Here is a 26,342-nt window from a genome sequence, read left to right on the forward strand (position 1 = left end):
ATGACCGACGAGCCGCAACGCCCAAACCCGGATCGCCTGCTGGAGCAGACGGCCTCCCCGCATCGCGGAAAGCTGAAGATTTTCTTCGGTGCCTGCGCGGGCGTGGGGAAAACCTGGGCGATGCTGGCGGAGGCCCAGCGTCTGCGGGCGCAGGGGCTGGATATCCTGGCGGGCGTGGTGGAAACCCACGGGCGTAAAGAGACGGCGGAAATGCTCAAGGGCCTGACGGTACTACCGCAAAAGCGGCTGTCATGGCAGGGGCGTTATCTGCATGAGTTTGACCTGGACGCCGCCCTCGCCCGCCGCCCGGCGCTGGTTTTGATGGATGAACTGGCGCACAGCAACGCGCCCGGTTCGCGTCATCCCAAACGCTGGCAGGATATCGACGAACTTCTGGAAGCCGGAATCGACGTCTTTACTACCGTTAATGTCCAGCATCTGGAAAGCCTGAATGATATTGTCAGCGGCGTCACCGGCATTCAGGTGCGCGAAACCGTACCCGACCCGTTCTTTGATGCCGCCGATGAAGTGGTGCTGGTGGATCTGCCGCCGGATGACCTACGCCAGCGGCTTAACGAAGGCAAAGTGTATCTTGCCGGGCAGGCCGAACGCGCTATCGAGAATTTTTTCCGCAAAGGGAATCTCATCGCCCTGCGTGAACTGGCTCTGCGCCGCACGGCGGACCGCGTGGATGAACAGATGCGCGCCTGGCGTGATACCCAGGGCCAGGAAAAAGTCTGGCATACCCGCGATGCGATCCTGCTCTGCGTCGGCCACCATACGGGCAGCGAAAAACTGGTGCGCACTGCCGCACGTCTGGCGGCGCGTTTAGGCAGCGTCTGGCATGCCGTGTATGTGGAAACGCCTACGCTGCATCGCCTGCCGGAGGCCCAGCGCCGTGCGATCCTCAGTTCGCTGCGTCTGGCGCAGGAACTGGGCGCAGAAACCGCCACCCTTTCCGATCCATCGGAAGAGAAAGCGGTGATCCGCTACGCCCGTGAGCATAACCTTGGCAAAATCGTGATCGGCAGGCAGGAGAAGCGTCACTGGTGGAACGGCGAGCGCTTCGGTGACCGCCTGGCCCGCCATGCACCGGATCTCGATCTGCTGGTTGTCGCGATGGACGAGAAGCCCGATCCGCTGCCTTCATCAACCCGTGATCCGCGCAGTTTCTTTGACAAGTGGCAGGTGCAAATTCGCGGCTGCGCGGTGGCGTTTGCTCTTTGTACGGCCATTACGCTTATCGCAGCGCAGTGGTTAATGGCCTTCGACGCCGCCAACCTGGTGATGCTCTATCTGCTTGGTGTGGTGATCGTCGCCCTCTTCTATGGCCGCTGGCCGTCGGTGCTGGCGACGGTTATCAACGTTATAAGCTTCGATCTCTTCTTTATTGCTCCGCGCGGTACGCTGGCGGTGTCTGATGTGCAATATCTTTTGACCTTTGGCGTCATGCTCACCGTGGGGCTGGTGATTGGCAACCTGACCGCCGGGGTGCGCTATCAGGCGCGTGTGGCGCGCTATCGCGAACAGCGCACCCGCCATCTGTACGAGATGTCGAAAGCCCTGGCGGTGGGACGCAGCGCCGAAGATATCGCCCGCACCTGCGAGCAATATATTCAGTCAACCTTCCATGCGCGCAGCCAGGTGCTGCTTCCCGACGAAAACGATAAGCTCACGCCGTCCACACAGCAGGATGGCCTGACGCCGTGGGATGATGCGATTGCGCGCTGGAGCTTCGATAAAGGCCTTCCCGCCGGGGCGGGCACCGATACTCTACCCGGCGTGCCGTATCAGATCCTGCCGCTAAAAAGCGCCAGCAAAACGTTGGGGCTGGTGGTGGTCGAACCGCTTAATTTGCGCCAGTTGATGATCCCTGAGCAGCAGCGTTTGCTGGAGACATTCACGCTGCTGGCCGCCAGCGCGCTGGAACGGCTGGCGCTTACCGCCAGTGAAGAACAGGCGCGATTTGCCAGCGAACGGGAAAGTTTACGCAACTCGCTGCTGGCCGCGCTTTCCCATGATTTACGCACGCCGCTGACGGTGCTGTTTGGTCAGGCGGAAATCCTGACGCTCGATCTCGCCAGCAGCGGCTCACCTTACGCCCCGCAGGCTAATGAAATTCGCCAGCACGTGCTAAACACCACGCGGCTGGTGAATAATTTGCTGGATATGGCGCGCATTCAGTCTGGCGGCTTTAATCTTAATAAAGAGTGGCTCACGCTGGAGGAAGTGGTCGGCAGCGCGTTGCGTATGCTGGAACCCGGCCTGAACGGGCAGCAGATTGCGCTATCGCTTCCCGACCCGCTGATGCTTATTCACGTCGACGGGCCGCTGTTTGAACGTGTGCTGATCAACCTGCTGGAAAATGCGGTTAAGTATGCCGGGCCGCAGGCGCAGATTGGCATTAATGCCCGCGAGCAAAATCATCAGCTCTTCCTCGATATCTGGGATAACGGGCCGGGCATTGCGCAGGGGCAGGAAATACGAATTTTTGATAAATTCTCACGCGGGAATAAGGAATCCGCCATTCCCGGCGTCGGGCTGGGGCTGGCGATTTGCCGGGCCATTGTCGATATTCATGGCGGCACGCTTTCAGCCAGCAATCGCCCTGAAGGCGGCGCCTGTTTTCATGTTACACTTCCGCTGGAATCTCCACCGGAACTTGAAGAATTTCATGAGGATATGTGACCAGCGTTCTGATTGTTGAAGATGAACAAGCCATTCGCCGTTTTCTGCGCACCGCGCTGGAAGCCGAAGGGCTGCGCGTGTTTGACGCTCAAACATTACAGCGTGGGCTACTGGAAGCGGCAACGCGCAAGCCCGATCTGGTTATTCTCGACCTCGGCTTGCCCGACGGCGACGGGATCGATTTTATCCGCGATTTCCGCCAGTGGAGCGCCACGCCGGTGATAGTGCTTTCCGCACGCAGCGAAGAGAGCGACAAAATTGCCGCGCTGGACGCCGGCGCGGATGATTATCTCAGCAAACCGTTTGGCATCGGCGAGTTGCAGGCCCGCCTGCGCGTGGCGCTACGCCGCCACGCCACTACTCAGCCCAACGACCCGGTGGTGACGTTCTCCGATGTGCAGGTCGATCTCGCCGCTCGACGCATTGTGCGCGGCGGTGAAGAGGTGCATCTCACCCCTATCGAATTTCGCCTGCTGGCGGAACTACTCAATAACCCCGGTAAAGTGCTCACCCAGCGTCAGTTGCTGAATCACGTCTGGGGGCCAAATGCGGTGGAACATAGCCATTATCTGCGAATTTATATGGGGCATATTCGGCAGAAACTGGAAGCCGACCCGGCACGGCCTCGCCACTTTTTAACCGAAACGGGAATTGGTTACCGTTTTATGCTTTAAATAAATAGTTATTTTTATTCCATATGAATAAAAGATTAAATATATCCCAAAAGGTTATTCCACAGTATTATTCCTTGGAATAACCCATTCCTCATTTCTTCTTTTTTATCGAGCAGGCTCACAAAAAAACGCTATTTTAGCCGTGCATCACTCGATTAATTATTGATAACATTCCACCGACAGTTAATCTGCGACGTCGTGATCATCTTCAGGGAACAGGCAAGTTTTTCAACTTGCTGATACATTATTAAGGCAGAAGGACATCATGAAAAAATTAAAAATTGCCATAGGCAAGGCCTGCCCGCAGGCGTTCATCACCAGCCGAGAGTTCACACCGCTCGACACGACAACCTTTGTCGATGTTGCCGCTATTGTTCTGAATTATACTGAACTTAACGACGCAGTATTAAACCGTATTCAGCTTACCGGATATTCACTCCCTATTTTTGTTACTGTTGCGCCAGAACACAAAATTAATGAGAAATATCTGGCATCTCTCACTGCTATTTTCTCAGAGAAGCCAGAATATGCTGAATATCAGGGGCGACAACTGGAAACGGCCGCACTGAAATATGAACGCCAGATACTGCCCCCCTTTTTCCACGCGCTGGTCGATTACGTTGAGCAAGGGAATAGCGCCTTCGATTGCCCCGGGCATCAGGGTGGGCAATTCTTCCGTCGTCATCCTGCGGGGAACCAATTTGTCGACTATTTTGGTGAAACGCTTTTTCGCTCAGACTTATGTAACGCCGATGTGGCGATGGGCGATCTGCTCATTCATGAAGGTGCTCCCTGTACCGCCCAGCAGCATGCTGCAAAAGTATTCAACGCCGACAAAACTTATTTCGTTTTGAACGGTACGTCCTCGTCAAATAAAGTAGTGCTTAACGCGTTGCTCACCCCAGGTGATTTAGTACTTTTTGATCGCAACAACCACAAATCAAATCACCATGGTGCTCTTCTGCAAGCTGGCGCAACACCGGTCTATCTTGAAACGACCAGAAATCCTTACGGCTTTATTGGCGGCATAGATGCCCATTGCTTCGAAGAAAGTTATCTGCGCGAACAGATAGCTGAAGTTGCGCCGTCGCGCGCGCAGGAAAAACGCCCGTTCCGCCTGGCGATTATTCAGCTCGGTACTTACGATGGCACCATCTACAATGCCCGTCAGGTGGTCGATAAGATTGGCGCTCTCTGCGACTACATCCTCTTTGATTCGGCGTGGGTCGGCTATGAACAATTTATTCCAATGATGGCTGACTGTTCACCGCTGCTGCTTGAGCTCAATGAAAACGATCCGGGTATTCTCGTCACTCAGTCTGTTCATAAACAACAGGCCGGTTTCTCGCAAACCTCTCAGATTCACAAAAAAGATAGCCACATCAAGGGGCAACCGCGCTACGTTCCCCACAAGCGTCTGAATAACGCTTTTATGATGCATGCCTCCACAAGCCCATTCTACCCGCTGTTTGCGGCTCTGGACGTCAACGCGCAGATGCACAAAGGCGAAAGCGGGAAAAAAATGTGGATGGATTGTGTGAAAAACGGCATTGAGGCGCGCAAATTGATCCTTAGCCGCTGTCGTCATATTCGCCCGTTTGTACCGCAGACAATTGATAGTAAGCCCTGGGAAAGCTGGGATACCGACGTGATTGCCAACGACCTGCGCTTCTTCCAGTTTGTGCCAGGTGAACGCTGGCATGCTTTTGAAGGCTATGCCGATCAGCAGTATTTTGTCGATCCCTGCAAACTGTTGCTCACCACGCCGGGCATCAACACACAAACTGGCGAGTATGAAGCGTTCGGCGTCCCCGCCACGATTCTTGCCAATTTCTTGCGCGAAAATCACGTTGTGCCGGAAAAATGCGACCTGAATTCGATTTTGTTCCTGATGACGCCAGCCGAAGACCTGCCAAAACTGCAACAGCTGGTTGCGTTGCTGGAACGTTTTGAACAGCTGCTCGAAGAAGATGCTCCTCTTGCTGATGTTTTACCGTGCCTGTACAAACAGCATCAACAACGTTACGCCGGATATACCCTGCGCCAGCTCTGCCAGGAGATGCACGATCTTTACGCCCGCAACAACGTTAAACAGCTGCAAAAAGAGATGTTCCGCAAGGCTCATTTGCCACGCGTTGTTATGAGCCCTCAGGAAGCCAACTATGCCTATCTGCGTGGTCAGGTTGACCTGGTTTCTCTGCGTAATGCCGAGGGACGCATTGCGGCTGAAGGCGCACTCCCTTACCCACCGGGCGTATTGTGCGTTGTTCCTGGTGAGGTCTGGGGCGGTGCTGTGCTTAGCTATTTTGCCGCGCTGGAGGAAGGTATCAACCTGCTGCCGGGCTTCGCACCGGAATTACAGGGGGTTTATATCCAGGAGCATGAAGGCCGCAAAGAAGTGTGGTGTTACGTGATTAAACAGAGCTAACCTGCTCAACACGCCAATAAAAAAGGAGCCTTGCGGCTCCTTTTTTATTTATTCGCTTTTACGCGTTTTTCAGCACTTCACTAACAATCTCAACCGCTTCTTTCTCAATCTGCTTACGGTGTTCTTCACCAAGGAAGCTTTCGCAGTAGATTTTGTAGGCGTCTTCGGTGCCTGACGGACGCGCGGCGAACCAGCCGTTGTCGGTCATCACTTTCAGACCGCCGATGGATGCGCCGTTACCCGGTGCAGCCGTCAGACGTGCTGTGATAGGGTCACCGGCCAGCGTGCTGGCGCTCACCATCTCTGGGGAGAGTTTAGACAGCGCCGCTTTCTGTGCAGAGGTCGCACCGGCCTGCAAACGATTGTAGCTTGGCGCACCGAAGCGTTTTGCCAGCTCATTGTAATGCTCTTGCGGATTTTTTCCGGTGACGGCGGTGATTTCCGCAGCCAGCAGGCACATGATGATACCGTCTTTATCGGTCGACCACGGCGTGCCGTCGAAACGCAGGAACGATGCCCCGGCGCTCTCTTCGCCACCGAAACCGAAGCTGCCGTCAAACAGACCATCAACGAACCATTTGAAGCCTACCGGCACTTCCACCAGCTTGCGGCCCAGATCGTTAACCACACGGTCGATCATTGCAGAAGAAACCAGCGTTTTACCCACGGCGACATCTTTGCCCCACTGCGGACGGTGCTGGAACAGGTAGTTGATAGCAACCGCCAGATAGTGGTTCGGGTTCATCAGGCCCGCAGGCGTAACGATACCGTGACGGTCGTAGTCCGGGTCGTTGGCGAACGCGAGGTCAAACTTATCGCGCAGCGCCAGCAGACCGGCCATCGCGCACTCGGAGGAGCAGTCCATACGGATTGCGCCATCTTTGTCGAGATGCATAAAGCGGAAAGTCTGGTCAACCTGGTCGTTAACGATGGTCAGATTCAGCTTGTAGTATTCGCCGATACGTTTCCAGTATTCGATACCGGAACCACCCAGCGGATCGACGCCCAGCGTCAGGCCCGCTTTCTGGATAGCCGCCATATCGACGATATCCGCCAGCCCTTCGATGAACGGCTGCACCAGATCCATCTCTTTCACATGACCGGACGCCAGCGCGGCATCCAGAGAATTACGTTTCACGCCTTTCAGGCCATCGGCCAGCAGCGCATTGGCGCGATCTTCCACCACTTTGGTAACGTTCGTATCGGCCGGGCCACCGTTAGGCGGGTTGTATTTGATACCACCGTCTTCCGGCGGGTTGTGAGACGGCGTAATCACGATACCGTCAGCCAATGGACCACCTTTTTTGTTGTGGACCAGAATAGCATTCGACACAGCAGGGGTCGGCGTAAAGCCGTTATTTTCCTGCACAATGACATCCACACCGTTTGCCGCGAGCACTTCGAGTACCGAGATAAACGCCGGTTCAGAGAGCGCGTGGGTATCTTTACCGACGAAGCAAGGGCCGGTAATGCCGTTTTTCGCACGATCTTCGGCGATAGCCTGCGCGATCGCCAGAATATGAGGTTCATTGAAACTCTGGCGCGCCGCGCTACCACGGTGTCCGGAAGTACCGAACTTCACTGCATGCTCTGCGTTACCCACTTCCGGTTTCAGCACATAGTACTGAGACGTCAGTTGGGCGACGTTAATCAAATCACTCTGTTGTGCAGGCTGGCCCGCACGGTTATGGTTTGCCATTGCTTGATCCTTCTTATGCAAGGGTTAGATTGTGCCGCATACCTTTTCGATTAATTCAGCGGGGAACTGCATGGTTTGCATAATGTGTTCCACCATACTGCATTTACGACCGGTGTTGGTATTCGTGATCACCCAATATGGGGTTTCAGGTACCTGTTTCGGTTTAGTCTGATTACCGTTTTTCAGCAGGGTTTGCTCGTTGGCGGCAAAGTAGACACGCGTGCGCCCATGAAGCGATTCCGTCGCTTCGGCAAACGCGTTGTTATCCAGTTTGTAGAGCGTCGTCAGGATCAGCATAAAGCGATTGACGGCTTTTTTCTGCTCAGCATATTCGTCAGAGAGCAGCAGTTCACGCATCGCGCGAACTTTATCTTTCGCGGTTTTAACCGGTTTTACCTCGGCAACTGGAGCAACCTGAGCAGGCGCAACTTCAGCTTTGGCAACCGGAGCAGCAACAACAGGTTGTGATGCGGCGGAAAACTTCAGCATTCGCCGTAAAATGTCGGATGCGCTCTCGCCAATGTGCAGTGTGTGGGCGGCAATATAGCGATAGAGTTCGTCATCAACTTCGATCGTTTTCATCTTAATCCAGTGCAATAATTTTTCTGAATACAAGTTGCTGGGATTATATGTTCAAAACCCAACAGCGGATAGCGTCATACCAGGATAGCGGCAAAAATGGGATAAAAATCGTATCTTGCCCCTGAACGTGAGAATGTCCAACATAATACCCTAACCCGACAGAGCGAAAAAAAGAACTTTGCTATGAAATTGAATACCCGAGCGCAATCTGCACAAAACCTGCACAATAATTCCCCCATTCTGCTCGTTCACGGCCTTTTCGGTAGCCTGGACAACCTTGGCGTACTGGCGCGCGACCTGGTGACCGACCACGATATCCTGCAAGTGGATATGCGTAATCACGGTCTTTCTCCGCGAGCGGACGAGATGAACTACCCGGCGATGGCCCAGGATCTGCTGGATACCCTCGACGCCCACAACATTGAGAAAGCCACGGTGATTGGTCACTCGATGGGCGGCAAAGCGGTGATGGCCCTGACCGCGCTGGCTCCGGAACGCATCGATAATCTGGTCGCTATTGATATCGCGCCGGTGGATTATCATGTGCGTCGCCATGATGAAATTTTTGCGGCGATTAACGCGGTCACCAACGCAGGTGTCTCCTCACGCCAGCAGGCGGCAACCGTGATGCGCGAATTTTTAGCCGAAGAAGGTGTGATTCAGTTTCTGCTGAAGTCGTTTGTTGACGGCGAGTGGCGTTTCAACGTACCCGTGCTGTGGGATCAGTATCCGCACATCGTCGGTTGGGAGACGATTCCGGCGTGGGATCATCCGGCGCTGTTTATCCCAGGCGGAAATTCGCCTTATGTTACCGAAGCTTACCGTGACGACCTGCTCTCGCAATTCCCGCAGGCGCGTGCGCACGTCATTGCAGGCGCCGGGCACTGGGTGCATGCGGAAAAACCGGACGCGGTGCTGCGCGCCATCCGCCGATATTTAGCAGACTGATTAAAAACTCAACGACCGCGCGCCATTATGGCCGTGGTCGTTGGCGTGTCGGTTGCACTGATGTATGATTGCGCGCTGTCTGCACCGGGCGTTTCCCGGTAGCTTGTTTCCCCGAAGTCACTCTGAATCATGGCAAAAGAACAAACGGACCGCACGACAATTGATTTGTTCGCAAATGAGCGTCGGCCGGGAAGACCCAAAACCAATCCGCTTTCGCGTGACGAACAGCTGCGCATCAATAAGCGTAATCAATTAAAACGCGATAAAGTTCGCGGTCTGAAGCGCGTCGAGCTGAAACTCAATAACGATGCGGTAGATGCTCTGAACGAACTGGCAACCGCGCGCGATATGAGTCGCAGTGAGCTTATCGAAGAGATTCTGATGAGCCAGTTAGCCGTGCTTCGCGCGCAGGAAAAGCTCTGAAAATTTCGTAAAATCCCGCTTTCATGTAGCAGAGTGTGCAGTCCGGTACGATTGCTGATTCCGCACCCTTCTCTGTTCTGCTATGATTGCCCTTATCTGTGGGCAATACGCCACCACCATATCATTAAGTTTCAAGAGGTTATTTAACTCATGGCAATCGTTGGCATTTTCTTTGGTAGCGACACCGGCAATACCGAAAATATTGCAAAAATGATTCAGAAACAGCTTGGTAAAGACGTTGCCGACGTGCATGACATTGCCAAGAGCAGCAAAGAAGACCTGGCTGCATTCGACATTCTGCTGCTGGGTATTCCTACCTGGTACTACGGTGAAGCCCAGTGCGACTGGGACGATTTCTTCCCGACGCTGGAAGAAGTTGATTTCAATGGGAAACTGGTTGCACTGTTCGGCTGCGGCGACCAGGAAGACTATGCGGAATACTTCTGTGATGCGCTGGGCACTATCCGCGACATCATTGAACCGCGCGGTGCGACCATCGTCGGCCACTGGCCAACAGCCGGTTACCACTTTGAAGCGTCTAAAGGGCTGGCTGATGACGATCACTTCGTAGGTCTGGCTATCGATGAAGACCGCCAGCCGGAACTGACCGCTGAACGTGTAGAAAAATGGGTAAAACAGATTTCTGAAGAGCTGCATCTGGAAGAGATCAAAAACGCCTGATTCTTAATGCGGCGTGATTTTTTAAATCGCGCCGCATTAATAGGTAGAAGCAATCAAAATAATAGCTACAATTTTTTAACTTTTGAGCGTAAATCTGTACAATATCTTCTGAATTTAGCGAGTTTGCTGGTCAAGCCTCGTTTTCGAAATCTTTATTCGCCCAGGTCTTGCTGTTTTCATTTAGAAGGCGTCATTCTATAATGAGACGCATTACACTCGGTGCACTCTCTGTGTTACTTCCGCGTTTGGAAGTCAATCGTTTAGCAACAGGACAGATTCCGCATGACTGACAACAATACCGCATTAAAGAAGGCTGGCCTGAAAGTCACACTTCCCCGGTTAAAGATCCTGGAAGTGCTTCAGGAACCAGACAATCACCATGTCAGCGCGGAAGACTTATACAAACGCCTGATCGACATGGGTGAAGAGATTGGTCTGGCTACCGTCTACCGCGTTCTGAACCAGTTTGATGACGCGGGCATTGTCACGCGCCATAATTTTGAAGGTGGCAAGTCCGTTTTCGAACTGACTCAACAACACCATCACGATCACCTGATTTGCCTCGACTGCGGCAAGGTTATCGAATTCAGCGATGATTCCATCGAAGCTCGTCAGCGTGAAATTGCCGCGAAACACGGTATCCGCTTAACCAACCACAGCCTGTACCTGTATGGTCACTGTGCTGAGGGCGACTGCCGCGAAGATGAACACGCGCACGATGGCGTAGAGAAGTAATTTTCACACTGAAATGACAAAACCAGCTTACGGGCTGGTTTTTTTATGGTGGTCTATGGCTTCATTTCCATCACCATCCGCAGAAAATTGTCCCGTCCTTCATGCTCTCGCGTAGGATCCCAGGCCATCGCAATTTCCCACCCCACTTTGACATTAGCCAGTTCGACCATTTTTACCCCGGCGGGCAGAACGTTACAGATGCTCTCAGGCAAAAAGGCAATACCGTTACCGCCACCGATCAGCGCCAGTAAAGAATGCATATCGTCGGAAACGGATACCGCATGCACATCGGGAAACTGCTCGGCGAGGATGATGCGAACCTGCTCAGCCAGACACGGCGCGGCGTGCGTACTCAGTCGTAATAACGGATAGTGTTCAACAAGATGATGTAACCCTTCTTTTACAGACGCATTCGCGGGAACGGCAAGCACCAGACGCTCCTGTTTAATCACAAAATGTGACAGAGGCGGCAGAACGGGCAGCCGCAAGAAACCAATATGCAGCGCTCCTTCGAGCAGCATTCGGCACTGCACACTTGAAGGAATGTTGTTGAGCGAGACGGTGACATCAGGAAAACGCGCCTGAAAAGTATTAATCCATTGCGGCGTAAGAGAATATGTCGATAGCCCAAACCCGAGGGCGAGTTTGGCTGTCGCCCCCCGTTTGATATCCCCGGCAAATTTCCGCAATTCGCGGTAACGCACCAGAAATTCGCACGCCTCGGGATAGAACAATTTCCCCTGAGGTGTCAACGTTGCGCCATGACGTCCGCGGGTAAAAAGCACCAAATTCAAATCGTGCTCCAACGCCTGGATCTGTTTGCTTAACGCAGGCTGAGTGATACACAACGCATCTGCAGCGGCATGGTAACTCCCCTGCTCCGCGAGCGTAACAAATGCCTGTAGTCGGCGATTTTCCATTCCCGTTTTTTATCCCTGCGCGAAAAAATAGCATTATACATAGCCTCTGTTTCAACCGATTATCCATAAAAAGTCACAGGATGTTTTCAGAAGATACAGGGGGAAAAATGACTCAAGCGATGCCCGTACTGACTGCTGTCCTTTTTGATATGGATGGCGTGTTGATCGATTCTAACCTCGTGATTGAAAAGGCATGGAGGGAGGCAGGCAAGCTTTATAACCGGGATATCAGCGATGCGGATATTGCCCGGCACATTCATGGTCAGCCGGGGCCACATACGATTCACGCATTATTCAACGATCTTTCCCTGCAAGATCAGGCGTTCGTTCAGCAGTACATTATCGATGCAGAAAATAATGCAGATTACGATCCCATTAAGGGCGTTGCCGAGTTTATTACAGCCCTACACCATGCAGGGATCACCATCGGTATCGTCACCAGCGGCTGGCGCAAGAAAATCGATCGTGTCATTCATATGCTGGGCGCAGACGATGCTATTTCAACCGTTGTCGAACGTGATGACGTCGAAAGAGGAAAACCGTGGCCTGATCCCTATTTATTGGCGGCAACGCGGCTGGGGATCACACCAGATAAGGCATTAGTTTTTGAAGATTCCCACAGCGGGATCACCTCCGCTGTCAGCGCGGGTACGTACTGCGTTGGCGTAGGTAGCGAGGCGTTACAAAACGGTGGTCCGGAGTGTGCCGTAATCGATTTCAGTCACCTTCAATGGCACACCGATGAGGCAGGACAATTCGTCTTATCGCTTCGACCTGGGAATACGATAATGTTGATACCCGCTTAGTTTGCACATTCATGCAGCCGTGCCCGACAAGCAAGCTCATCGGGCACGTTATCTTAACGGGGAGTATTATTACTGCGAATTTCCTGCCAGATTAACCCGCAATCTTTCTTCACGGCCTGATCGTTACCGGTTTTTCTCGCCAGAATGCACGCCTGGTAATCGCTTACCCGCACGGTTTCCTGATTGGCAAACTGCTGGTGCGCCTTCTCCTGCTTCAGCACGTTCAGCACCTGCTGGCAGGCTTCGATTTTTTCCGGCGAGCCTTCTGCGGTGTTGATACAGGCGCTATAGGCATCTTTTAAACGCGTATCTTCTTTTGGTGCTTCAGACTGAGCGCAGCCCGCCAGCGCCGCGACCAGCGCAGCAATCATCACTGTTTTTTTCATGTTATTAGCCTTATACGACACGGCGGGCGCTGCGGCCCGCCTGAATACTTATCAGAAGATGGTGAACGGTGCGATAACCATGAATTTCACGTCGCGCTCATCCTGGAAGATGTTGCCGTAACCACCGCTCCAGCTCGGGATATCGGAGTGGTTGTCGTACTGGGTGAAGTGCAGTTTGAACAGCGTACCTTTCGCGCGGCCTTCCTGTACGGTGTATGCCACGTCAAAGCTGTAAGAAGACTCTTCAATGGTTCTGTTTTTGTCGTAGTACGCGTCCGGGTTGATCTGCCAGGTAGACGGTTTGGCATCCCAGGCGTAGACGTATGATGCACCTACAGCCCAGCCCGGCAGGTTCCAGTTCTTCAGGTCATACATCGCACCGAAGAACACCGCTTTTTCGCCGTTGGCGTTGAAGTCGGAACGGTTATCCCACCATACATCCAGGCGACCGTTCGAGGAGGCGTAGGTTGGCGTCATACGCTGCAGGAAGTAGCCCTGCTGGCCTTCAGCCTTAACCCAGGTCCCTTCCAGACGCAGGTCAACCTGACCCACTTTGTAACCGAAGGTCAGCGCCTGCAACCATGCGGTGCCGTCATAAATATCGTTTACGGTGCGGTCATCCACTTTATCGCGGGTACCGTAGAACTGATAGCTGGTAGACAGTGGGCTACCGACGATATCAAATTTGTAGCTGGCTTTGGCGAAGTACTGATCGACATAGCCTTCCGCCTGACCAAATGCCGCTTCCAGCACCAGATCATTTTTGAAGTCATATTTCATACCGATGGAGTGCAGATAATCGACTTTCGTGCGCTTATCGTTCTGGTAGAAATTATCCATTTCGATATGCCATGGGGCCTTGTATTCATTGGTCCACATGTAGGAGAAGCTCAGCGCGCCAGCATCGCCGTAATCAAAGTTCGCACCCGCTTCTGCACCCTGATAGGTGCCAGGCATAAAGCTCCAGTGCGGCGCTAACAGCGTTTGACCGGTCGGCTGAATATAACCCCCGCGCGCCCAAACCGGGCCGTACTTAAATTTCGCAGCGGCTTTATAAAGGCTCACACCGCTTTTATCGCCGGAGTAATCTTCCGAGTAGCCTTTATTTTTAGACGAGAACGCAATTTCGTTCGGGTGACCACTTTCTGAGGATTCTGCCATTTCGATAGCGGTAAACGCCGCAATATCGAGGCCGAACATATCAGCGGCATAGCCGGACTGGAAATCAAGGTTGGCGTTCCAGGTGGAGTGAGAAAGGTTGGTTTTATATTTGTCGTTATCGGTCACATCTTTACGGTCACGCTCACGCTGCCAGTAATAGATGCCGCCCGTTAACGTGGAGTCATCGACAAAGCCTGCTGCACTCGCCTGGGGAACAACCACCAGGCCCGACATTGCTGTGACACCGGCAATAGCCAGCGCCAGCGTACTACGTTTGCCACTGAACGTACGCATATGTGTATCCTCTTTGACTTTTTAAAATGCCGCTGCAAAGCAGAGGCTAAAAATAAAAAACAGATAAAAAAGTAGCGTGGTGAAAAGCACCTTTTGCTACAGGATTAGATTATTTTTCGCGACGCGAATTATCAATCCTTTTTCGCAAGCAAAACGCAGGACTATGACAAAGCGCACATATTTCGTTGCGTCTTGTAACAAATGCGATTTATTAACATTAAGCGGCGCAACGCCTTATCTCATCAGGGGAAAATGTTAATAGCGCAGGTTGCGAGGATGTATCTTGATGAAATGATGCAAACGGGTGATGCCTGCATTAAAAAGATTAATTCGCATCGCGAATATGAGAGATAAAAAAAACGCCGCAGATGCGGCGTTTTTCACAAACAGACGATTACTCGCCCGCTTTCGCCCAGGTATCACGCAGGCCAACGGTGCGGTTGAACACCAGTTTCTCTGCGGTAGCGTAGCGGCTGTCGAGGCAGAAATAACCTTCACGCTCGAACTGATACGCTTTACCGGCAACGGCAGCTTTCAGAGACGGCTCAGCAAAGCCCTGCTTGATAACCAGCGATTCCGGGTTCATCACCGAAAGGAAGTCTTCCGCTGCGCCTGGGTTCGGCACGCTGAACAGACGATCGTACAGGCGGATTTCAACCGGTAGCGCGTGTGCCGCGCTCACCCAGTGAATAACGCCTTTCACTTTACGGCCATCTGCCGGGTCTTTGCTCAGGGTATCGGCATCGTAAGTACAGAAGATGGTGGTGATATTGCCTTCTGCATCTTTCTCTACGCGTTCTGCTTTAATCACGTAAGCATTACGCAGACGCACTTCTTTACCCATCACCAGACGCTTGTACTGCTTGTTGGCTTCTTCGCGGAAGTCGGCGCGATCGATCCAGATTTCACCGCTAAACGGTACTTCACGGCTGCCCATTTCCGGTTTGTTCGGATGGTTCGGCATGGTGACCATTTCGCCTTCGCCCTGATAGTTCTCGATAACCAGTTTCACCGGATCGATAACCGCCATTGCGCGCGGGGCGTTTTCGTTAAGATCTTCGCGAATGCAGGATTCCAGCGACGCCATCTCAATGGTGTTGTCCTGCTTGGTCACGCCGATGCGTTTGCAGAACTCACGGATAGCGGCGGCGGTGTAGCCACGACGGCGCAGACCGGAAATGGTCGGCATACGCGGGTCATCCCAGCCTTCAACGTGTTTTTCCATCACCAGCTGGTTCAGCTTACGCTTGGACATCACGGTGTATTCCAGATTCAGGCGCGAGAATTCGTACTGGCGCGGGTGAACCGGAATAGAGATATTGTCGAGAACCCAGTCATACAGGCGACGGTTGTCCTGGAATTCCAGGGTACACAGGGAGTGCGTAATGCCTTCCAGCGCATCGCTGATGCAGTGGGTGAAGTCGTACATCGGGTAGATGCACCACTTGTTGCCGGTCTGGTGGTGCTCGGCAAATTTAATACGGTACAGCACCGGATCGCGCATCACGATGAACGGCGACGCCATGTCGATTTTCGCGCGCAGGCAGGCTTTACCTTCTTCGAAGCCACCGGTACGCATTTTTTCGAACAGCGCCAGGTTTTCTTCAACGCTGCGGTCGCGGAACGGGCTGTTTTTGCCCGGCGCAGTCAGGGTACCGCGGTATTCGCGGATCTCTTCCGGCGACAGTTCGTCAACGTAGGCCAGGCCTTTGTTGATAAGCTCTACCGCGTACTGGTGCAGTTGATCAAAATAGTCTGAGGAGTAGTGAATATCACCGGCCCAGTGAAAACCTAACCACTCGACGTCGTGCTTAATCGACTCGACGTATTCGATATCTTCTTTTACCGGGTTAGTGTCATCAAAACGCAGGTTGCACAGGCCCTGATAGTCCTGCGCGACGCCAAAGTTCAGGCAGATCGATTTCGCATGGCCGATGTGCAGATAACCGTTCGGCTCAGGCGGAAAACGGGTATGGACTGTGGTGTGCTTCCCACTGGCCAGATCTTCATCGATGATCTGACGAATAAAGTTACTCGGGCGGGCTTCAGCCTCACTCATCGTGGATTCCTCAAAAGCGTAAATAACGTATAACGGCGTATGATCTTATAAGCCGGACGCCGAGACAACCCTTAACTTACAGAAAATGCGTCTTTGAAGAGGAATATGGGGATCATTTGCTGCAAAAAAAAGCGGCGGGGGAAAGTCCCCCGCCGCTTAAGGCAATCGCGAACTCAGGAGCGATTATTTACCTTTAATTTCGTACAGCGCTGTTTGCCCCGCAACCACATGACCCTGCGCCTTAATTACCAGGCCGCTGAAGTCGTCGATGTTGCTACACACCACCGGGCTAATCATTGAACGTGCATTGGCGTTCAGGTAGTCGAGATCCATTTCCAGAACCGGCTGACCTGCTTTCACTTCTGCACCCTCTTCCACCAGGCGAGTAAAGCCCTGGCCGTTAAGCGCAACGGTATCGATACCCATGTGAACAACGATTTCCGCGCCTTTCTCGGTTTCCAGGCAGAACGCATGGTTGGTGTTAAAGATTTTCACGATAGTGCCCGCCGCCGGGGAAACCACGGTTTTATCCGTTGGTTTAACCGCAACGCCGTCACCCACCGCTTTGCTGGCAAAGGCTTCGTCTGGCACCTCTTCCAGCGCCACCACGTCACCGGTGACCGGGGAAACCAGCTCGGCAATCACGGTGCTGTTATTAGGCACAGCCTGTGGTTTGGCCGCAGGTGCTGCTGCCGGTGCCGCAGAGGTTTCTGCCGCCGCGACCGGGCCTGTGGTTTTCATCGCGTTGGCGATTTTTTCTGCCACGAAGCCAACGATAATCTGCACGCTGGTTTTGTTCAGGCGAATCACACCAGATGCGCCCAGACGTTTCGCCATCGCGTCGTTCACCAGAGAAGAGTCTTTCACGTTCAGACGCAGACGGGTGATACAGGCATCAATGCCGGTCAGGTTGTCAGAACCGCCAATCGCGGCGATGTACTGACGCGCCAGGCCGGAAACATCCTGCTCTTTGTCGCTGCCTACATTGGTGTCCTGACCATCCGCTTCGCTACCGGCAACCGCCAGCTCGCGACCCGGGGTCATCAGGTTGAATTTGGTGATGGTGAAACGGAACACCACGTAGTAGATAACGAAGAACACCAGGCCCTGCGGGATCAGCATCCACCAGTGTGTCGCCAGCGGGTTACGCGAGGAGAGCACCATATCCACCAGCCCGGCGCTGAAGCCGAAACCGGCAATCCACTGCATGCTGGCCGCGATGAACACGGAGATACCGGTCAGGAAGGCGTGGATCACGTACAGTACCGGTGCCACGAACATGAAGGAGAACTCCAGCGGCTCGGTGATCCCGGTGAAGAATGCCGCGAAAGCACCCGCCATCATGATACCCAGCACTTTCGCTTTGTTCTCAGGACGCGCGCAGTGATAGATAGCCAGCGCTGCACCCGGCAGGCCGAACATCATGATTGGGAAGAAGCCCGCCTGATAACGACCGGTGATACCAACAACCGCTTTACCCGCTTCGATAGACTGTGCGCCACCGAGGAAGTTAGGAATGTCGTTAATGCCCGCGACGTCAAACCAGAACACGGAGTTCAGCGCGTGGTGCAGGCCAACCGGGATCAGCAGGCGGTTGAAGAAGGCGTAAACGCCCGCGCCAACGGAACCCAGCTTCTGGATGTGCTCACCGAAGTTCACCAGACCGTCGAAAATTACCGGCCAGATGTACATCAGAATAAAGGCGACCACGATCATCACAAACGAGGTCAGAATCGGCACCAGACGGCGACCGCTGAAGAACGACAGCGCCTTCGGCAGCTCAACGCTGCTGAAGCGGTTGTAGAGTTCCGCAGAGATAATACCGACCAGAATACCCACGAACTGGTTGCTGATCTTACCGAACGCAGCCGGAACCTGGTCCGCCGGGATCTTCTGGATCATTGCTACCGCCGCCGGAGAACACAGCGTGGTCAACACGAGGAAGCCCACATAGCCGGTCAGTGCCGCCGCACCGTCTTTATCTTTTGACATCCCATAAGCCACACCAATGGCAAACAGGACGGACATGTTGTCGATAATGGCCGAGCCAGACTTAATGAAGAACGCGGCAAGGGCGCTATCGCCACCCCAGCCAACAGGGTCGATCCAGTAACCAACCCCCATCAAAATTGCCGCTGCAGGCAGCGTGGCGACCGGCACCATCAGTGCGCGACCGACCTTCTGTAAATAACCTAGAATACTCACTTTATTCCCCCTATGAGACCCCGTTAGGCTCACGCTTTGCTGTTTTTTTATAGTGTTACAACTGATAAGTACGACGAATTATTCATTGACATGTGGAGTGTGTGAAAAATTAATTCGTATCGCAAATTAAACACCCTTTTTTTGTGATTTTTGTCACCAAATATCGCTATACCCCCTCCCTTTTGCTGGCTAACTCGCAAAACTTATTTTATCATTCAAAAAATCAAAGCGGATTGACCCCTTGTTACCGCGAAAGTGCGTTACGCTTTATGATAAGCATTCGTCAATCCACGACCTTTTTAAATTAACTATAGAGGTGAACAATGAGACTGATTCCCCTGGCTACAGCAGAACAAGTGGGCAAATGGGCCGCGCGTCATATCGTTAACCGCATTAACGCGTTCAACCCAACCGCCGATCGTCCGTTCGTGCTGGGTCTGCCAACTGGCGGAACACCGCTGACTGCCTATAAAGCACTGGTAGAAATGCATAAAGCGGGCCAGGTTAGCTTCAAGCACGTTGTGACGTTCAACATGGACGAATACGTGGGCCTGCCGAAAGAGCACCCGGAAAGCTATCACAGCTTCATGCATCGTAATTTCTTCGACCACGTTGATATTCCGGCTGAAAATATTAATTTGCTGAATGGCAACGCCGCAGATATTGACGCAGAATGCCGTCGTTATGAAGAAAAAATTCGTTCTTACGGCAAAATCCACCTGTTTATGGGCGGCGTAGGCAACGATGGCCACATCGCGTTCAACGAACCGGCGTCTTCTCTGGCTTCCCGTACCCGTATCAAAACCCTGACACACGAAACCCGCGTGGCGAACTCCCGTTTCTTTGACGGCGACGTCTCTCTGGTTCCAAAATACGCGCTGACCGTTGGCGTGGGCACCCTGCTGGATGCAGAAGAAGTGATGATTCTGGTGCTGGGCAACCAGAAAGCACAGGCACTGCAGGCTGCTGTAGAAGGCAACGTCAACCACATGTGGACCATCAGCTGCCTGCAGCTGCATCCGAAAGCCGTTATGGTGTGCGATGAGCCGTCCACGATGGAGCTGAAAGTGAAAACGTTGAAATATTTCAACGAACTGGAAGCGGAAAACATCAAAGGTCTGTAATGTATTATCGCCCTGCGGCATGTGCAGGGCGCTTTTTAGAAACCCGGGGGTCGTAATGTATGCATTAACTCATGGTCGGATTTACACTGGCCGCGAAATTCTGGATGACCACGCGATTATTATCGCCAATAGCCTTATCGAACGTCTCTGCCCGCTGGCAGAATTACCGTCAGATATTGAACAACGTTCAGTCAACGGCGCCATTATTGCCCCTGGTTTTATCGACGTTCAGCTGAATGGCTGCGGCGGCGTGCAGTTCAACGACACAGCAGAAGCCGTGAGCGTTGAAACGCTGGAAATCATGCAGAAAGCTAACGAGAAATCGGGCTGCACCAGCTACCTGCCAACGCTGATTACCTGTAGCGACGATCTCATGAAACAGGGCGTGCGCGTGATGCGCGAGTACCTGGCCAAACACCCTAATCAGGCGCTGGGTCTTCATCTGGAAGGGCCGTGGCTGAATATCATTAAGAAAGGCACCCATAACCCGGCCTATATCCGCAAACCAGAAGCCTCGCTGGTCGACTTCCTGTGTGAGAATGCGGACGTGATTACTAAAATCACCCTGGCCCCGGAAATGGTGGAGCCTGAGGTTATCCGTAAACTGGTTGCCGCAGGGATCGTGATTTCTGCCGGTCACTCGAATGCGACGCTGGAAGAAGCCAAAACCGGCTTCCGCGCGGGCATTACGTTTGCCACCCACCTTTATAACGCGATGCCGTACATCAGTGGCCGCGAACCGGGTCTGGCGGGCGCCATTTTTGACAATGCCGACGTCTACTGTGGGATCATCGCCGATGGCCTGCACGTTAACTACGCCAACATCCGTAACGCCAAACACCTGAAAGGTGAGAAACTGTGCCTGGTTACAGACGCCACCGCGCCGGCAGGTGCAAACATTGATCAGTTCATTTTTGCTGGTAAAACAATATACTACCGTAACGGTTTGTGCGTAGATGAAAACGGTACGCTGAGCGGCTCCTCTTTAACCATGATTGAAGGGGTTCGCAATCTGGTTGAGCACTGCGGTATTGCGCTCGACGAAGTGCTGCGCATGGCAACGCTCTACCCGGCTCGCGCAATTGGCGTTGATAGCCATCTGGGCCAGATTGCCCCGGGCATGACCGCAAACCTGACCGCGTTCACGCGCGATTATAAAATCACTAAGACCATCGTTAATGGTGACGAGGTCGTTAACTGAGTAAGCGAAAGTATGACATCAGGCGGACAAGCTCAAATTGGTAATGTTGACCTCGTAAAACAGCTTAACAGTGCGGCAGTTTACCGCCTGATTGACCAGCATGGGCCAATCTCGCGCATTCAAATCGCCGAACAGAGCCAGCTTGCTCCCGCCAGCGTAACCAAAATTACGCGTCAGCTTATTGAGCGCGGATTGATCAAAGAAGTCGATCAACAGGCCTCCACCGGGGGCCGCCGCGCTATCTCTATCGTCACCGAAACCCGTAATTTCCACACCATTGGCGTACGTCTGGGGCGTCACGACGCCACCCTCACCCTTTACGATCTGAGCAGCAAAGTCGTTGCCGAAGAGCACTATCCTCTGCCCGAGCGCACCCAGGAAACGCTGGAACATGCGTTGCTCAACACTATCGCCGCCTTTATTGAAGCCTGCCAGCGCAAAATTCGCGAGCTGATTGCTATTTCCGTTATTTTGCCCGGCCTGGTTGACCCGGATAGCGGCGTAATCCGCTATATGCCGCACATTTCGGTGGAGAACTGGGGGCTGGTCGGCGCGCTGGAAAAACGGTTCAAGGTAACCTGTTTTGTTGGCCACGATATCCGCAGCCTGGCGCTGGCGGAGCACTATTTCGGTGCAAGTCAGGACTGTGAAGACTCCATTCTGGTGCGCGTACATCGCGGTACCGGCGCAGGAATTATCTCTAACGGGCGGATTTTTATTGGCCGTAACGGTAACGTCGGTGAAATTGGTCATATTCAGGTCGACCCGCTCGGCGAGCGCTGTCACTGCGGTAACTTCGGCTGTCTGGAAACCGTTGCCGCCAACGCCGCGATTGAACACCGCGTGCGTCACCTGCTGGAACAAGGCTATCAGAGCCGCGTGACGCTTGATGATTGCAATATCAAAACCATCTGCAAAGCCGCCAATAAGGGCGATGCGCTGGCAACGGAAGTGGTTGAGCACGTAGGACGCCATTTGGGTAAAACCATCGCCATTGCTATCAACCTGTTCAACCCGCAGAAAATCGTCATTGCCGGTGAAATTACCGAGGCAGAACGTATTTTGCTGCCCGCCATCGAAGGCTGCATTAATACTCAGGCGCTGAAGGCGTTTCGTAAAAATTTACCGGTGGTGCGCTCTACGCTCGATCACCGCTCCGCGATTGGCGCGTTTGCGCTGGTCAAACGCGCGATGCTCAACGGTATTCTGTTGCAGCATTTGCTGGAAGGTTAATCCTCTTGCGCGCAGGCCGCCTCTCGCAAGGCAGCCTGCGTAATTCCGTGTATAATTACGCCTCTTTCAGACCATGTCAGGTAGTCCATGACCATTCAGAATGTAATTTGTGATATCGACGGCGTGCTGATGCACGATAACGTGGCCGTACCGGGTGCCGCAGAATTTCTAACACGAATTCTGGAGAAAGGCCTACCGCTGGTACTGTTAACCAACTACCCTTCCCAGACCGGGCAAGACCTGGCGAACCGTTTTGCCACCGCAGGCGTTGACGTGCCGGACAGCGTGTTTTACACCTCGGCGATGGCCACCGCGGATTTCCTGCGTCGTCAGGAAGGGAAAAAAGCCTACGTTGTCGGGGAAGGCGCGCTGATCCACGAACTCTACAAAGCCGGTTTTACCATCACCGATGTGAATCCGGATTTCGTGATCGTGGGTGAAACCCGCTCCTACAACTGGGAGATGATGCATAAAGCGGCCTTCTTCGTCGCCAACGGCGCACGCTTTATCGCCACCAACCCGGACACTCACGGTCGCGGTTTTTACCCGGCCTGCGGCGCACTGTGTGCGGGTATCGAAAAAATTTCCGGTCGTAAGCCCTTCTACGTGGGCAAGCCAAGCCCGTGGATTATCCGCGCCGCGCTGAACAAAATGCAGGCGCACTCCGAGCAGACGGTGATCGTTGGCGATAACCTGCGTACCGATATTCTGGCGGGCTTCCAGGCCGGGCTGGAGACCATTCTGGTGCTCTCTGGCGTCTCGACGCTGGATGATATCGACAGCATGCCGTTCCGCCCTTCGTGGATTTATCCGTCAGTTGCGGAAATTGATGTGATTTAAGATTAAGGTTGCCGGATAACCATTCGCTTATCCGGCAACCTACAAAAACATCGATCCATTCAATAAAAACGTCAAATTATTGATGATTCGTTAATCCCGCAGTTCATAACCTGTCCATTTTTCAGCATCCGGCAACTCCTGTTGCACTATTTCTTTTTCAGCCTCTAAAACGCTTGCGCCCTCTCCCGCTTTGCGGCATTTTTTATGCCATAGCCACAACAATTTCACGACATTACAGGGTTAACGGAGAAGTCTATGTGTTCGATTTTTGGTGTACTGGATATTAAAACTGACGCGGGCGAGCTGCGTAAAAAAGCGCTTGAGCTCTCCCGCCTGATGCGTCACCGCGGCCCGGACTGGTCCGGCATTTATGCGTGCGACAAAGCCATTCTGGCGCACGAACGTCTGTCGATTGTTGACGTCAACGCCGGTGCGCAGCCGCTGTATAACGAAAAGAAAACGCATGCGCTGGCCGTGAACGGTGAAATCTACAACCATCAGGCACTGCGCGCGGAATACGCTGACCGCTACCAGTTCCAGACCGGTTCTGACTGCGAAGTGATCCTCGCGCTGTATCAGGAAAAAGGTCCGGAATTCCTCGATGATTTGCAGGGGATGTTTGCCTTCGCCCTCTACGACAGCGAAAAAGACGCCTACCTGATTGGCCGCGACCACATCGGCATTATCCCGCTGTATATGGGTTACGACGAATTCGGTAACTTCTATGTTGCTTCAGAAATGAAAGCGCTGACGCCGGTTTGCCGCACCATCAAAGAGTTCCCGGCAGGCAGCTACCTGTGGAGCAAAGATGGCGAAATTCGTCAGTATTATCAGCGTGACTGGTTCGACTATGACGCGGTAAAAGACAACGTTACGGATAAAAACGAACTGCGTCAGGCGCTGGAAGAGTCGGTGAAAAGCCACCTGATGTCTGACGTGCCTTACGGCGTACTGCTTTCCGGTGGCCTGGACTCCTCCGTCATTTCCGCCATCACCAAAAAATTCGCCGCACGTCGCGTGGAAGATGATGAGCGTTCTGAAGCATGGTGGCCGCAACTGCACTCCTTCGCCGTTGGCCTTGAAGGTTCACCTGACCTGAAAGCCGCGCAGGAAGTGGCAAACCACCTTGGCACTGTGCACCATGAAATTCACTTCACCGTGCAGGAAGGTCTGGATGCCATTCGCGATGTTATCTATCACATCGAAACCTATGATGTGACGACGATTCGCGCCTCCACGCCGATGTATTTGATGTCGCGCAAAATCAAAGCGATGGGCATCAAAATGGTGCTCTCTGGCGAAGGTTCTGATGAAGTGTTTGGCGGCTACCTTTACTTCCATAAAGCGCCTAACGCCAAAGAGCTGCACGAAGAGACTGTACGTAAACTGCAGGCGCTGCACATGTACGACTGCGCGCGTGCCAACAAAGCGATGTCGGCCTGGGGTGTGGAAGCGCGCGTTCCGTTCCTGGATAAAAAATTCCTCGACGTGGCGATGCGTATTAACCCGCAGGACAAAATGTGCGGCAACGGCAAAATGGAAAAACACGTTCTGCGTGAATGTTTTGAATCCTACCTGCCGGCAAGCGTCGCATGGCGCCAGAAAGAACAGTTCTCTGATGGCGTGGGCTACAGCTGGATTGACACACTGAAAGAAGTCGCGGCGAAACAGGTTACCGACCAGCAACTGGAAACCGCACACTTCCGCTTCCCGTACAACACGCCGAGCTCTAAAGAGGGTTATCTGTACCGCGAAATCTTCGAAGAGTTATTCCCGGTGCCAAGCGCAGCGGAATGCGTGCCGGGCGGCCCGTCAGTCGCGTGTTCTTCCGCGAAAGCGATTGAGTGGGATGAAGCGTTCAAAACCATGGACGATCCGTCTGGTCGCGCGGTGGGCGTTCACCAGTCAGCCTACAAATAAGAGCGTGTTGTGAAATACCCCGGCCCATGAGCCGGGGTTTTTTATTACTGTTTTTTCGTATCCTGTTCCAGGTACGCTGTCAGGAAATGTTCCGCGTTAGCACCCGACCCGTTAGAGAGTTCCTCACTATAGTTGAGCCACCCGTTGGATTGCTCATCAGGAATATAGAGGTTACCGTTGCCTTCTTTAATGCGCACCAGCTCAAACGGTTTCCCTTTTATTTCAGCGGTATAGCTTTTCTCGCCGTCTCGCGTAATTTGAACTTTGCAGCGGAAAATACGCCCGTCAATGTCGTTATCGACATGTGAAACCTGCACTAATGCTTCATTCGCTTCGCGTGGCCCAATGCGCATCAGCCAGACAACGGCACCTTCTTGCCCGCGATAAGCCTGCACATATTTGCTGGTTTCCGGGCGAGCCTGTTCGGCAAACGCGGACTGCATCAGTAAAAAAACGCCTAAAAAAGCGGTAATAAAACGCAACATAATATTCCCTCAATAATGTAGCGATGGGGAGCATCCCCTTATGGTCGTGACAAACATGCAGGCGCAACGCTTCCTGCCCTGACAAATTTGGCAGTATCAGTATTTCACAGAGCAATTTCTCAACACTATTGATGGAATCCGAATTTCATCCTTTACGCTGAAATAACAGCTTCATGCCGTGCATAAAAACACGAAGTAACCAATTTTTGCCGAATATTCCATCACGCTGTTCGCAACCTAACCAAACAGTCACATTCCGGCAATTTTCCTTGAAAAAGAGGTTGACGCTACAAGGCTCAATACGCATAATGCGCCCCGCAACGCCGATAAGGTAACGCGAAAAAAAGATGGCTACGTAGCTCAGCTGGTTAGAGCACATCACTCATAATGATGGGGTCACAGGTTCGAATCCCGTCGTAGCCACCATCTTTTTTGCGGGAGTGGCGAAATTGGTAGACGCACCAGATTTAGGTTCTGGCGCCGCAAGGTGTACGAGTTCAAGTCTCGTCTCCCGCACCATTCACCAATATGCGTTGCACGGATGGGGTATCGCCAAGCGGTAAGGCACCGGTTTTTGATACCGGCATTCCCTGGTTCGAATCCAGGTACCCCAGCCATATTTCTTCGATATTTGCGGATAACCGCGACGGTATTGGGGTATCGCCAAGCGGTAAGGCACCGGTTTTTGATACCGGCATTCCCTGGTTCGAATCCAGGTACCCCAGCCATCGAAGAAAGCAGTAAATTGGCTACGTAGCTCAGTTGGTTAGAGCACATCACTCATAATGATGGGGTCACAGGTTCGAATCCCGTCGTAGCCACCAAATTAGTAATTTATCGATTATTTCGG

Annotated in this window: 21 protein-coding genes and 5 tRNA genes; 18 read left to right on the plus strand and 8 right to left on the minus strand. The window is 53.0% G+C overall.

The genetic code is table 11. The features are described 5' to 3' along the window. The 3 genes from kdpD (at position 1) to speF (ending at position 5,790) form a co-directional block, all read left to right on the plus strand. Entirely contained in the window at positions 1 to 2,688 is a 2,688-nt protein-coding gene (gene kdpD / locus G163CM_RS10780; protein ID WP_231828366.1) for a two-component system sensor histidine kinase KdpD, read from the plus strand. Continuing rightward, on the plus strand, positions 2,685 to 3,362 hold the full coding sequence (gene kdpE, locus G163CM_RS10785) for a two-component system response regulator KdpE (protein WP_015965340.1): 678 nt from the start codon (positions 2,685 to 2,687) through the stop codon (positions 3,360 to 3,362). Before kdpD ends, kdpE begins: the two co-directional genes overlap by 4 nt. Positions 3,363 to 3,627: 265 nt before the next feature. Next, a complete protein-coding gene (gene speF, locus G163CM_RS10790) occupies positions 3,628 to 5,790 on the plus strand; it encodes an ornithine decarboxylase SpeF (protein WP_231828169.1) in 2,163 nt (720 codons plus the stop codon). A gap of 58 nt (positions 5,791 to 5,848) precedes the next feature. Here the strand turns inward: speF and pgm are convergent, their stop codons facing one another. Next, positions 5,849 to 7,489 (minus strand): phosphoglucomutase (alpha-D-glucose-1,6-bisphosphate-dependent), encoded by a 1,641-nt coding sequence (gene pgm / locus G163CM_RS10795; RefSeq protein WP_231828171.1) that lies wholly within the window; start codon positions 7,487 to 7,489, stop codon positions 5,849 to 5,851. 24 nt (positions 7,490 to 7,513) lie between these two features. Further along, positions 7,514 to 8,071 (minus strand): replication initiation negative regulator SeqA, encoded by a 558-nt coding sequence (seqA, locus tag G163CM_RS10800; protein ID WP_015965343.1) that lies wholly within the window; start codon positions 8,069 to 8,071, stop codon positions 7,514 to 7,516. Between the two features lie 183 nt (positions 8,072 to 8,254). Here seqA and ybfF point away from each other — a divergent pair, with 183 nt between their 5' ends. From ybfF to fur, 4 genes are all read left to right on the plus strand, one after another. Further along, entirely contained in the window at positions 8,255 to 9,019 is a 765-nt protein-coding gene (gene ybfF / locus G163CM_RS10805; RefSeq protein WP_231828173.1) for an esterase, read from the plus strand. A gap of 129 nt (positions 9,020 to 9,148) precedes the next feature. Continuing rightward, positions 9,149 to 9,442, plus strand: a complete 294-nt coding sequence (gene ybfE / locus G163CM_RS10810) for a LexA regulated protein (protein WP_015965345.1) — start codon at positions 9,149 to 9,151, stop codon at positions 9,440 to 9,442. Between the two features lie 150 nt (positions 9,443 to 9,592). Continuing rightward, positions 9,593 to 10,123: a flavodoxin FldA gene (gene fldA / locus G163CM_RS10815; protein WP_015965346.1), complete on the plus strand. Its 531-nt coding sequence runs from the start codon at positions 9,593 to 9,595 to the stop codon at positions 10,121 to 10,123. A gap of 282 nt (positions 10,124 to 10,405) precedes the next feature. Beyond that, entirely contained in the window at positions 10,406 to 10,858 is a 453-nt protein-coding gene (gene fur, locus G163CM_RS10820) for a ferric iron uptake transcriptional regulator (protein WP_013367108.1), read from the plus strand. A gap of 53 nt (positions 10,859 to 10,911) precedes the next feature. On the opposite strand, the gene G163CM_RS10825 is transcribed toward fur, so the two are convergent. After that, positions 10,912 to 11,778 carry a LysR family transcriptional regulator gene (locus tag G163CM_RS10825; protein ID WP_231828174.1) on the minus strand — a complete coding sequence of 289 codons (867 nt, stop codon included), beginning with the start codon at positions 11,776 to 11,778 and terminating at the stop codon, positions 10,912 to 10,914. Positions 11,779 to 11,885: 107 nt separating this feature from the next. Between G163CM_RS10825 and G163CM_RS10830 the strand changes: the two genes are divergently transcribed. Then, positions 11,886 to 12,584, plus strand: coding sequence for an HAD family hydrolase (locus G163CM_RS10830; protein ID WP_231828175.1), 699 nt, complete (start codon positions 11,886 to 11,888; stop codon positions 12,582 to 12,584). 53 nt (positions 12,585 to 12,637) lie between these two features. Here G163CM_RS10830 and chiQ read toward each other — a convergent pair whose 3' ends face one another. From chiQ to nagE, 4 genes are all read right to left on the minus strand, one after another. Next, positions 12,638 to 12,970, minus strand: a complete 333-nt coding sequence (gene chiQ, locus G163CM_RS10835) for a ChiQ/YbfN family lipoprotein (protein ID WP_231828176.1) — start codon at positions 12,968 to 12,970, stop codon at positions 12,638 to 12,640. Positions 12,971 to 13,021: 51 nt separating this feature from the next. Continuing rightward, positions 13,022 to 14,425 (minus strand): chitoporin ChiP, encoded by a 1,404-nt coding sequence (gene chiP, locus G163CM_RS10840; RefSeq protein ID WP_231828177.1) that lies wholly within the window; start codon positions 14,423 to 14,425, stop codon positions 13,022 to 13,024. A 394-nt stretch (positions 14,426 to 14,819) separates the two neighbouring features. Then, positions 14,820 to 16,484, minus strand: a complete 1,665-nt coding sequence (gene glnS / locus G163CM_RS10845) for a glutamine--tRNA ligase (RefSeq protein WP_231828178.1) — start codon at positions 16,482 to 16,484, stop codon at positions 14,820 to 14,822. Positions 16,485 to 16,667: 183 nt separating this feature from the next. After that, complete coding sequence (gene nagE, locus G163CM_RS10850; RefSeq protein WP_231828179.1) at positions 16,668 to 18,689, minus strand: N-acetylglucosamine-specific PTS transporter subunit IIBC; 2,022 nt, start codon at positions 18,687 to 18,689, stop codon at positions 16,668 to 16,670. Between the two features lie 323 nt (positions 18,690 to 19,012). Here nagE and nagB point away from each other — a divergent pair, with 323 nt between their 5' ends. The 5 genes from nagB (at position 19,013) to asnB (ending at position 25,007) form a co-directional block, all read left to right on the plus strand. After that, positions 19,013 to 19,813 carry a glucosamine-6-phosphate deaminase gene (gene nagB / locus G163CM_RS10855; RefSeq protein WP_015965356.1) on the plus strand — a complete coding sequence of 267 codons (801 nt, stop codon included), beginning with the start codon at positions 19,013 to 19,015 and terminating at the stop codon, positions 19,811 to 19,813. Positions 19,814 to 19,868: 55 nt separating this feature from the next. Then, the gene (gene nagA, locus G163CM_RS10860) at positions 19,869 to 21,014 is read left to right on the plus strand and encodes an N-acetylglucosamine-6-phosphate deacetylase (protein WP_231828180.1); all 1,146 of its coding nucleotides are present in this window, start codon (positions 19,869 to 19,871) and stop codon (positions 21,012 to 21,014) included. A 12-nt stretch (positions 21,015 to 21,026) separates the two neighbouring features. Beyond that, positions 21,027 to 22,247, plus strand: coding sequence for a DNA-binding transcriptional regulator NagC (gene nagC, locus G163CM_RS10865; RefSeq protein WP_231828182.1), 1,221 nt, complete (start codon positions 21,027 to 21,029; stop codon positions 22,245 to 22,247). A gap of 87 nt (positions 22,248 to 22,334) precedes the next feature. Further along, positions 22,335 to 23,087 carry a ribonucleotide monophosphatase NagD gene (gene nagD, locus G163CM_RS10870; protein ID WP_015965359.1) on the plus strand — a complete coding sequence of 251 codons (753 nt, stop codon included), beginning with the start codon at positions 22,335 to 22,337 and terminating at the stop codon, positions 23,085 to 23,087. A gap of 255 nt (positions 23,088 to 23,342) precedes the next feature. After that, complete coding sequence (asnB, locus tag G163CM_RS10875; RefSeq protein WP_015965360.1) at positions 23,343 to 25,007, plus strand: asparagine synthase B; 1,665 nt, start codon at positions 23,343 to 23,345, stop codon at positions 25,005 to 25,007. Between the two features lie 44 nt (positions 25,008 to 25,051). Here the strand turns inward: asnB and G163CM_RS10880 are convergent, their stop codons facing one another. Then, on the minus strand, positions 25,052 to 25,492 hold the full coding sequence (locus G163CM_RS10880) for a hypothetical protein (protein ID WP_231828183.1): 441 nt from the start codon (positions 25,490 to 25,492) through the stop codon (positions 25,052 to 25,054). Between the two features lie 349 nt (positions 25,493 to 25,841). Between G163CM_RS10880 and G163CM_RS10885 the strand changes: the two genes are divergently transcribed. The 5 genes from G163CM_RS10885 (at position 25,842) to G163CM_RS10905 (ending at position 26,316) form a co-directional block, all read left to right on the plus strand. After that, positions 25,842 to 25,918 (plus strand) — tRNA-Met (locus tag G163CM_RS10885). 8 nt (positions 25,919 to 25,926) lie between these two features. Continuing rightward, a tRNA-Leu gene (locus G163CM_RS10890) sits at positions 25,927 to 26,011 on the plus strand. A 23-nt stretch (positions 26,012 to 26,034) separates the two neighbouring features. Further along, positions 26,035 to 26,109 (plus strand) — tRNA-Gln (locus G163CM_RS10895). A gap of 36 nt (positions 26,110 to 26,145) precedes the next feature. Further along, positions 26,146 to 26,220: transfer RNA gene (locus tag G163CM_RS10900), tRNA-Gln, on the plus strand. Between the two features lie 19 nt (positions 26,221 to 26,239). Beyond that, positions 26,240 to 26,316 (plus strand) — tRNA-Met (locus tag G163CM_RS10905). The last annotated feature ends 26 nt before the right edge of the window (positions 26,317 to 26,342 follow it).

The sequence above is a fragment of the Pseudocitrobacter corydidari genome (genome assembly GCF_021172065.1).
GTDB classification, from domain to species: Bacteria; Pseudomonadota; Gammaproteobacteria; order Enterobacterales; family Enterobacteriaceae; genus Pseudocitrobacter; species Pseudocitrobacter corydidari.

Coding starts and splice junctions, on each gene's coding strand:
- nagD (WP_015965359.1), top strand. CDS start 22,335: ATGACCATTCAGAATGTAATTTGTGATATCGACGGCGTGCTGATGCAC.
- ybfF (WP_231828173.1), top strand. CDS start 8,255: ATGAAATTGAATACCCGAGCGCAATCTGCACAAAACCTGCACAATAAT.
- nagC (WP_231828182.1), top strand. CDS start 21,027: ATGACATCAGGCGGACAAGCTCAAATTGGTAATGTTGACCTCGTAAAA.
- speF (WP_231828169.1), top strand. CDS start 3,628: ATGAAAAAATTAAAAATTGCCATAGGCAAGGCCTGCCCGCAGGCGTTC.
- chiQ (WP_231828176.1), bottom strand. CDS start 12,970: ATGAAAAAAACAGTGATGATTGCTGCGCTGGTCGCGGCGCTGGCGGGC.
- nagB (WP_015965356.1), top strand. CDS start 19,013: ATGAGACTGATTCCCCTGGCTACAGCAGAACAAGTGGGCAAATGGGCC.
- fldA (WP_015965346.1), top strand. CDS start 9,593: ATGGCAATCGTTGGCATTTTCTTTGGTAGCGACACCGGCAATACCGAA.
- nagA (WP_231828180.1), top strand. CDS start 19,869: ATGTATGCATTAACTCATGGTCGGATTTACACTGGCCGCGAAATTCTG.
- glnS (WP_231828178.1), bottom strand. CDS start 16,484: ATGAGTGAGGCTGAAGCCCGCCCGAGTAACTTTATTCGTCAGATCATC.
- fur (WP_013367108.1), top strand. CDS start 10,406: ATGACTGACAACAATACCGCATTAAAGAAGGCTGGCCTGAAAGTCACA.
- G163CM_RS10830 (WP_231828175.1), top strand. CDS start 11,886: ATGACTCAAGCGATGCCCGTACTGACTGCTGTCCTTTTTGATATGGAT.
- pgm (WP_231828171.1), bottom strand. CDS start 7,489: ATGGCAAACCATAACCGTGCGGGCCAGCCTGCACAACAGAGTGATTTG.
- ybfE (WP_015965345.1), top strand. CDS start 9,149: ATGGCAAAAGAACAAACGGACCGCACGACAATTGATTTGTTCGCAAAT.
- chiP (WP_231828177.1), bottom strand. CDS start 14,425: ATGCGTACGTTCAGTGGCAAACGTAGTACGCTGGCGCTGGCTATTGCC.
- seqA (WP_015965343.1), bottom strand. CDS start 8,071: ATGAAAACGATCGAAGTTGATGACGAACTCTATCGCTATATTGCCGCC.
- asnB (WP_015965360.1), top strand. CDS start 23,343: ATGTGTTCGATTTTTGGTGTACTGGATATTAAAACTGACGCGGGCGAG.
- G163CM_RS10880 (WP_231828183.1), bottom strand. CDS start 25,492: ATGTTGCGTTTTATTACCGCTTTTTTAGGCGTTTTTTTACTGATGCAG.
- G163CM_RS10825 (WP_231828174.1), bottom strand. CDS start 11,778: ATGGAAAATCGCCGACTACAGGCATTTGTTACGCTCGCGGAGCAGGGG.
- kdpD (WP_231828366.1), top strand. CDS start 1: ATGACCGACGAGCCGCAACGCCCAAACCCGGATCGCCTGCTGGAGCAG.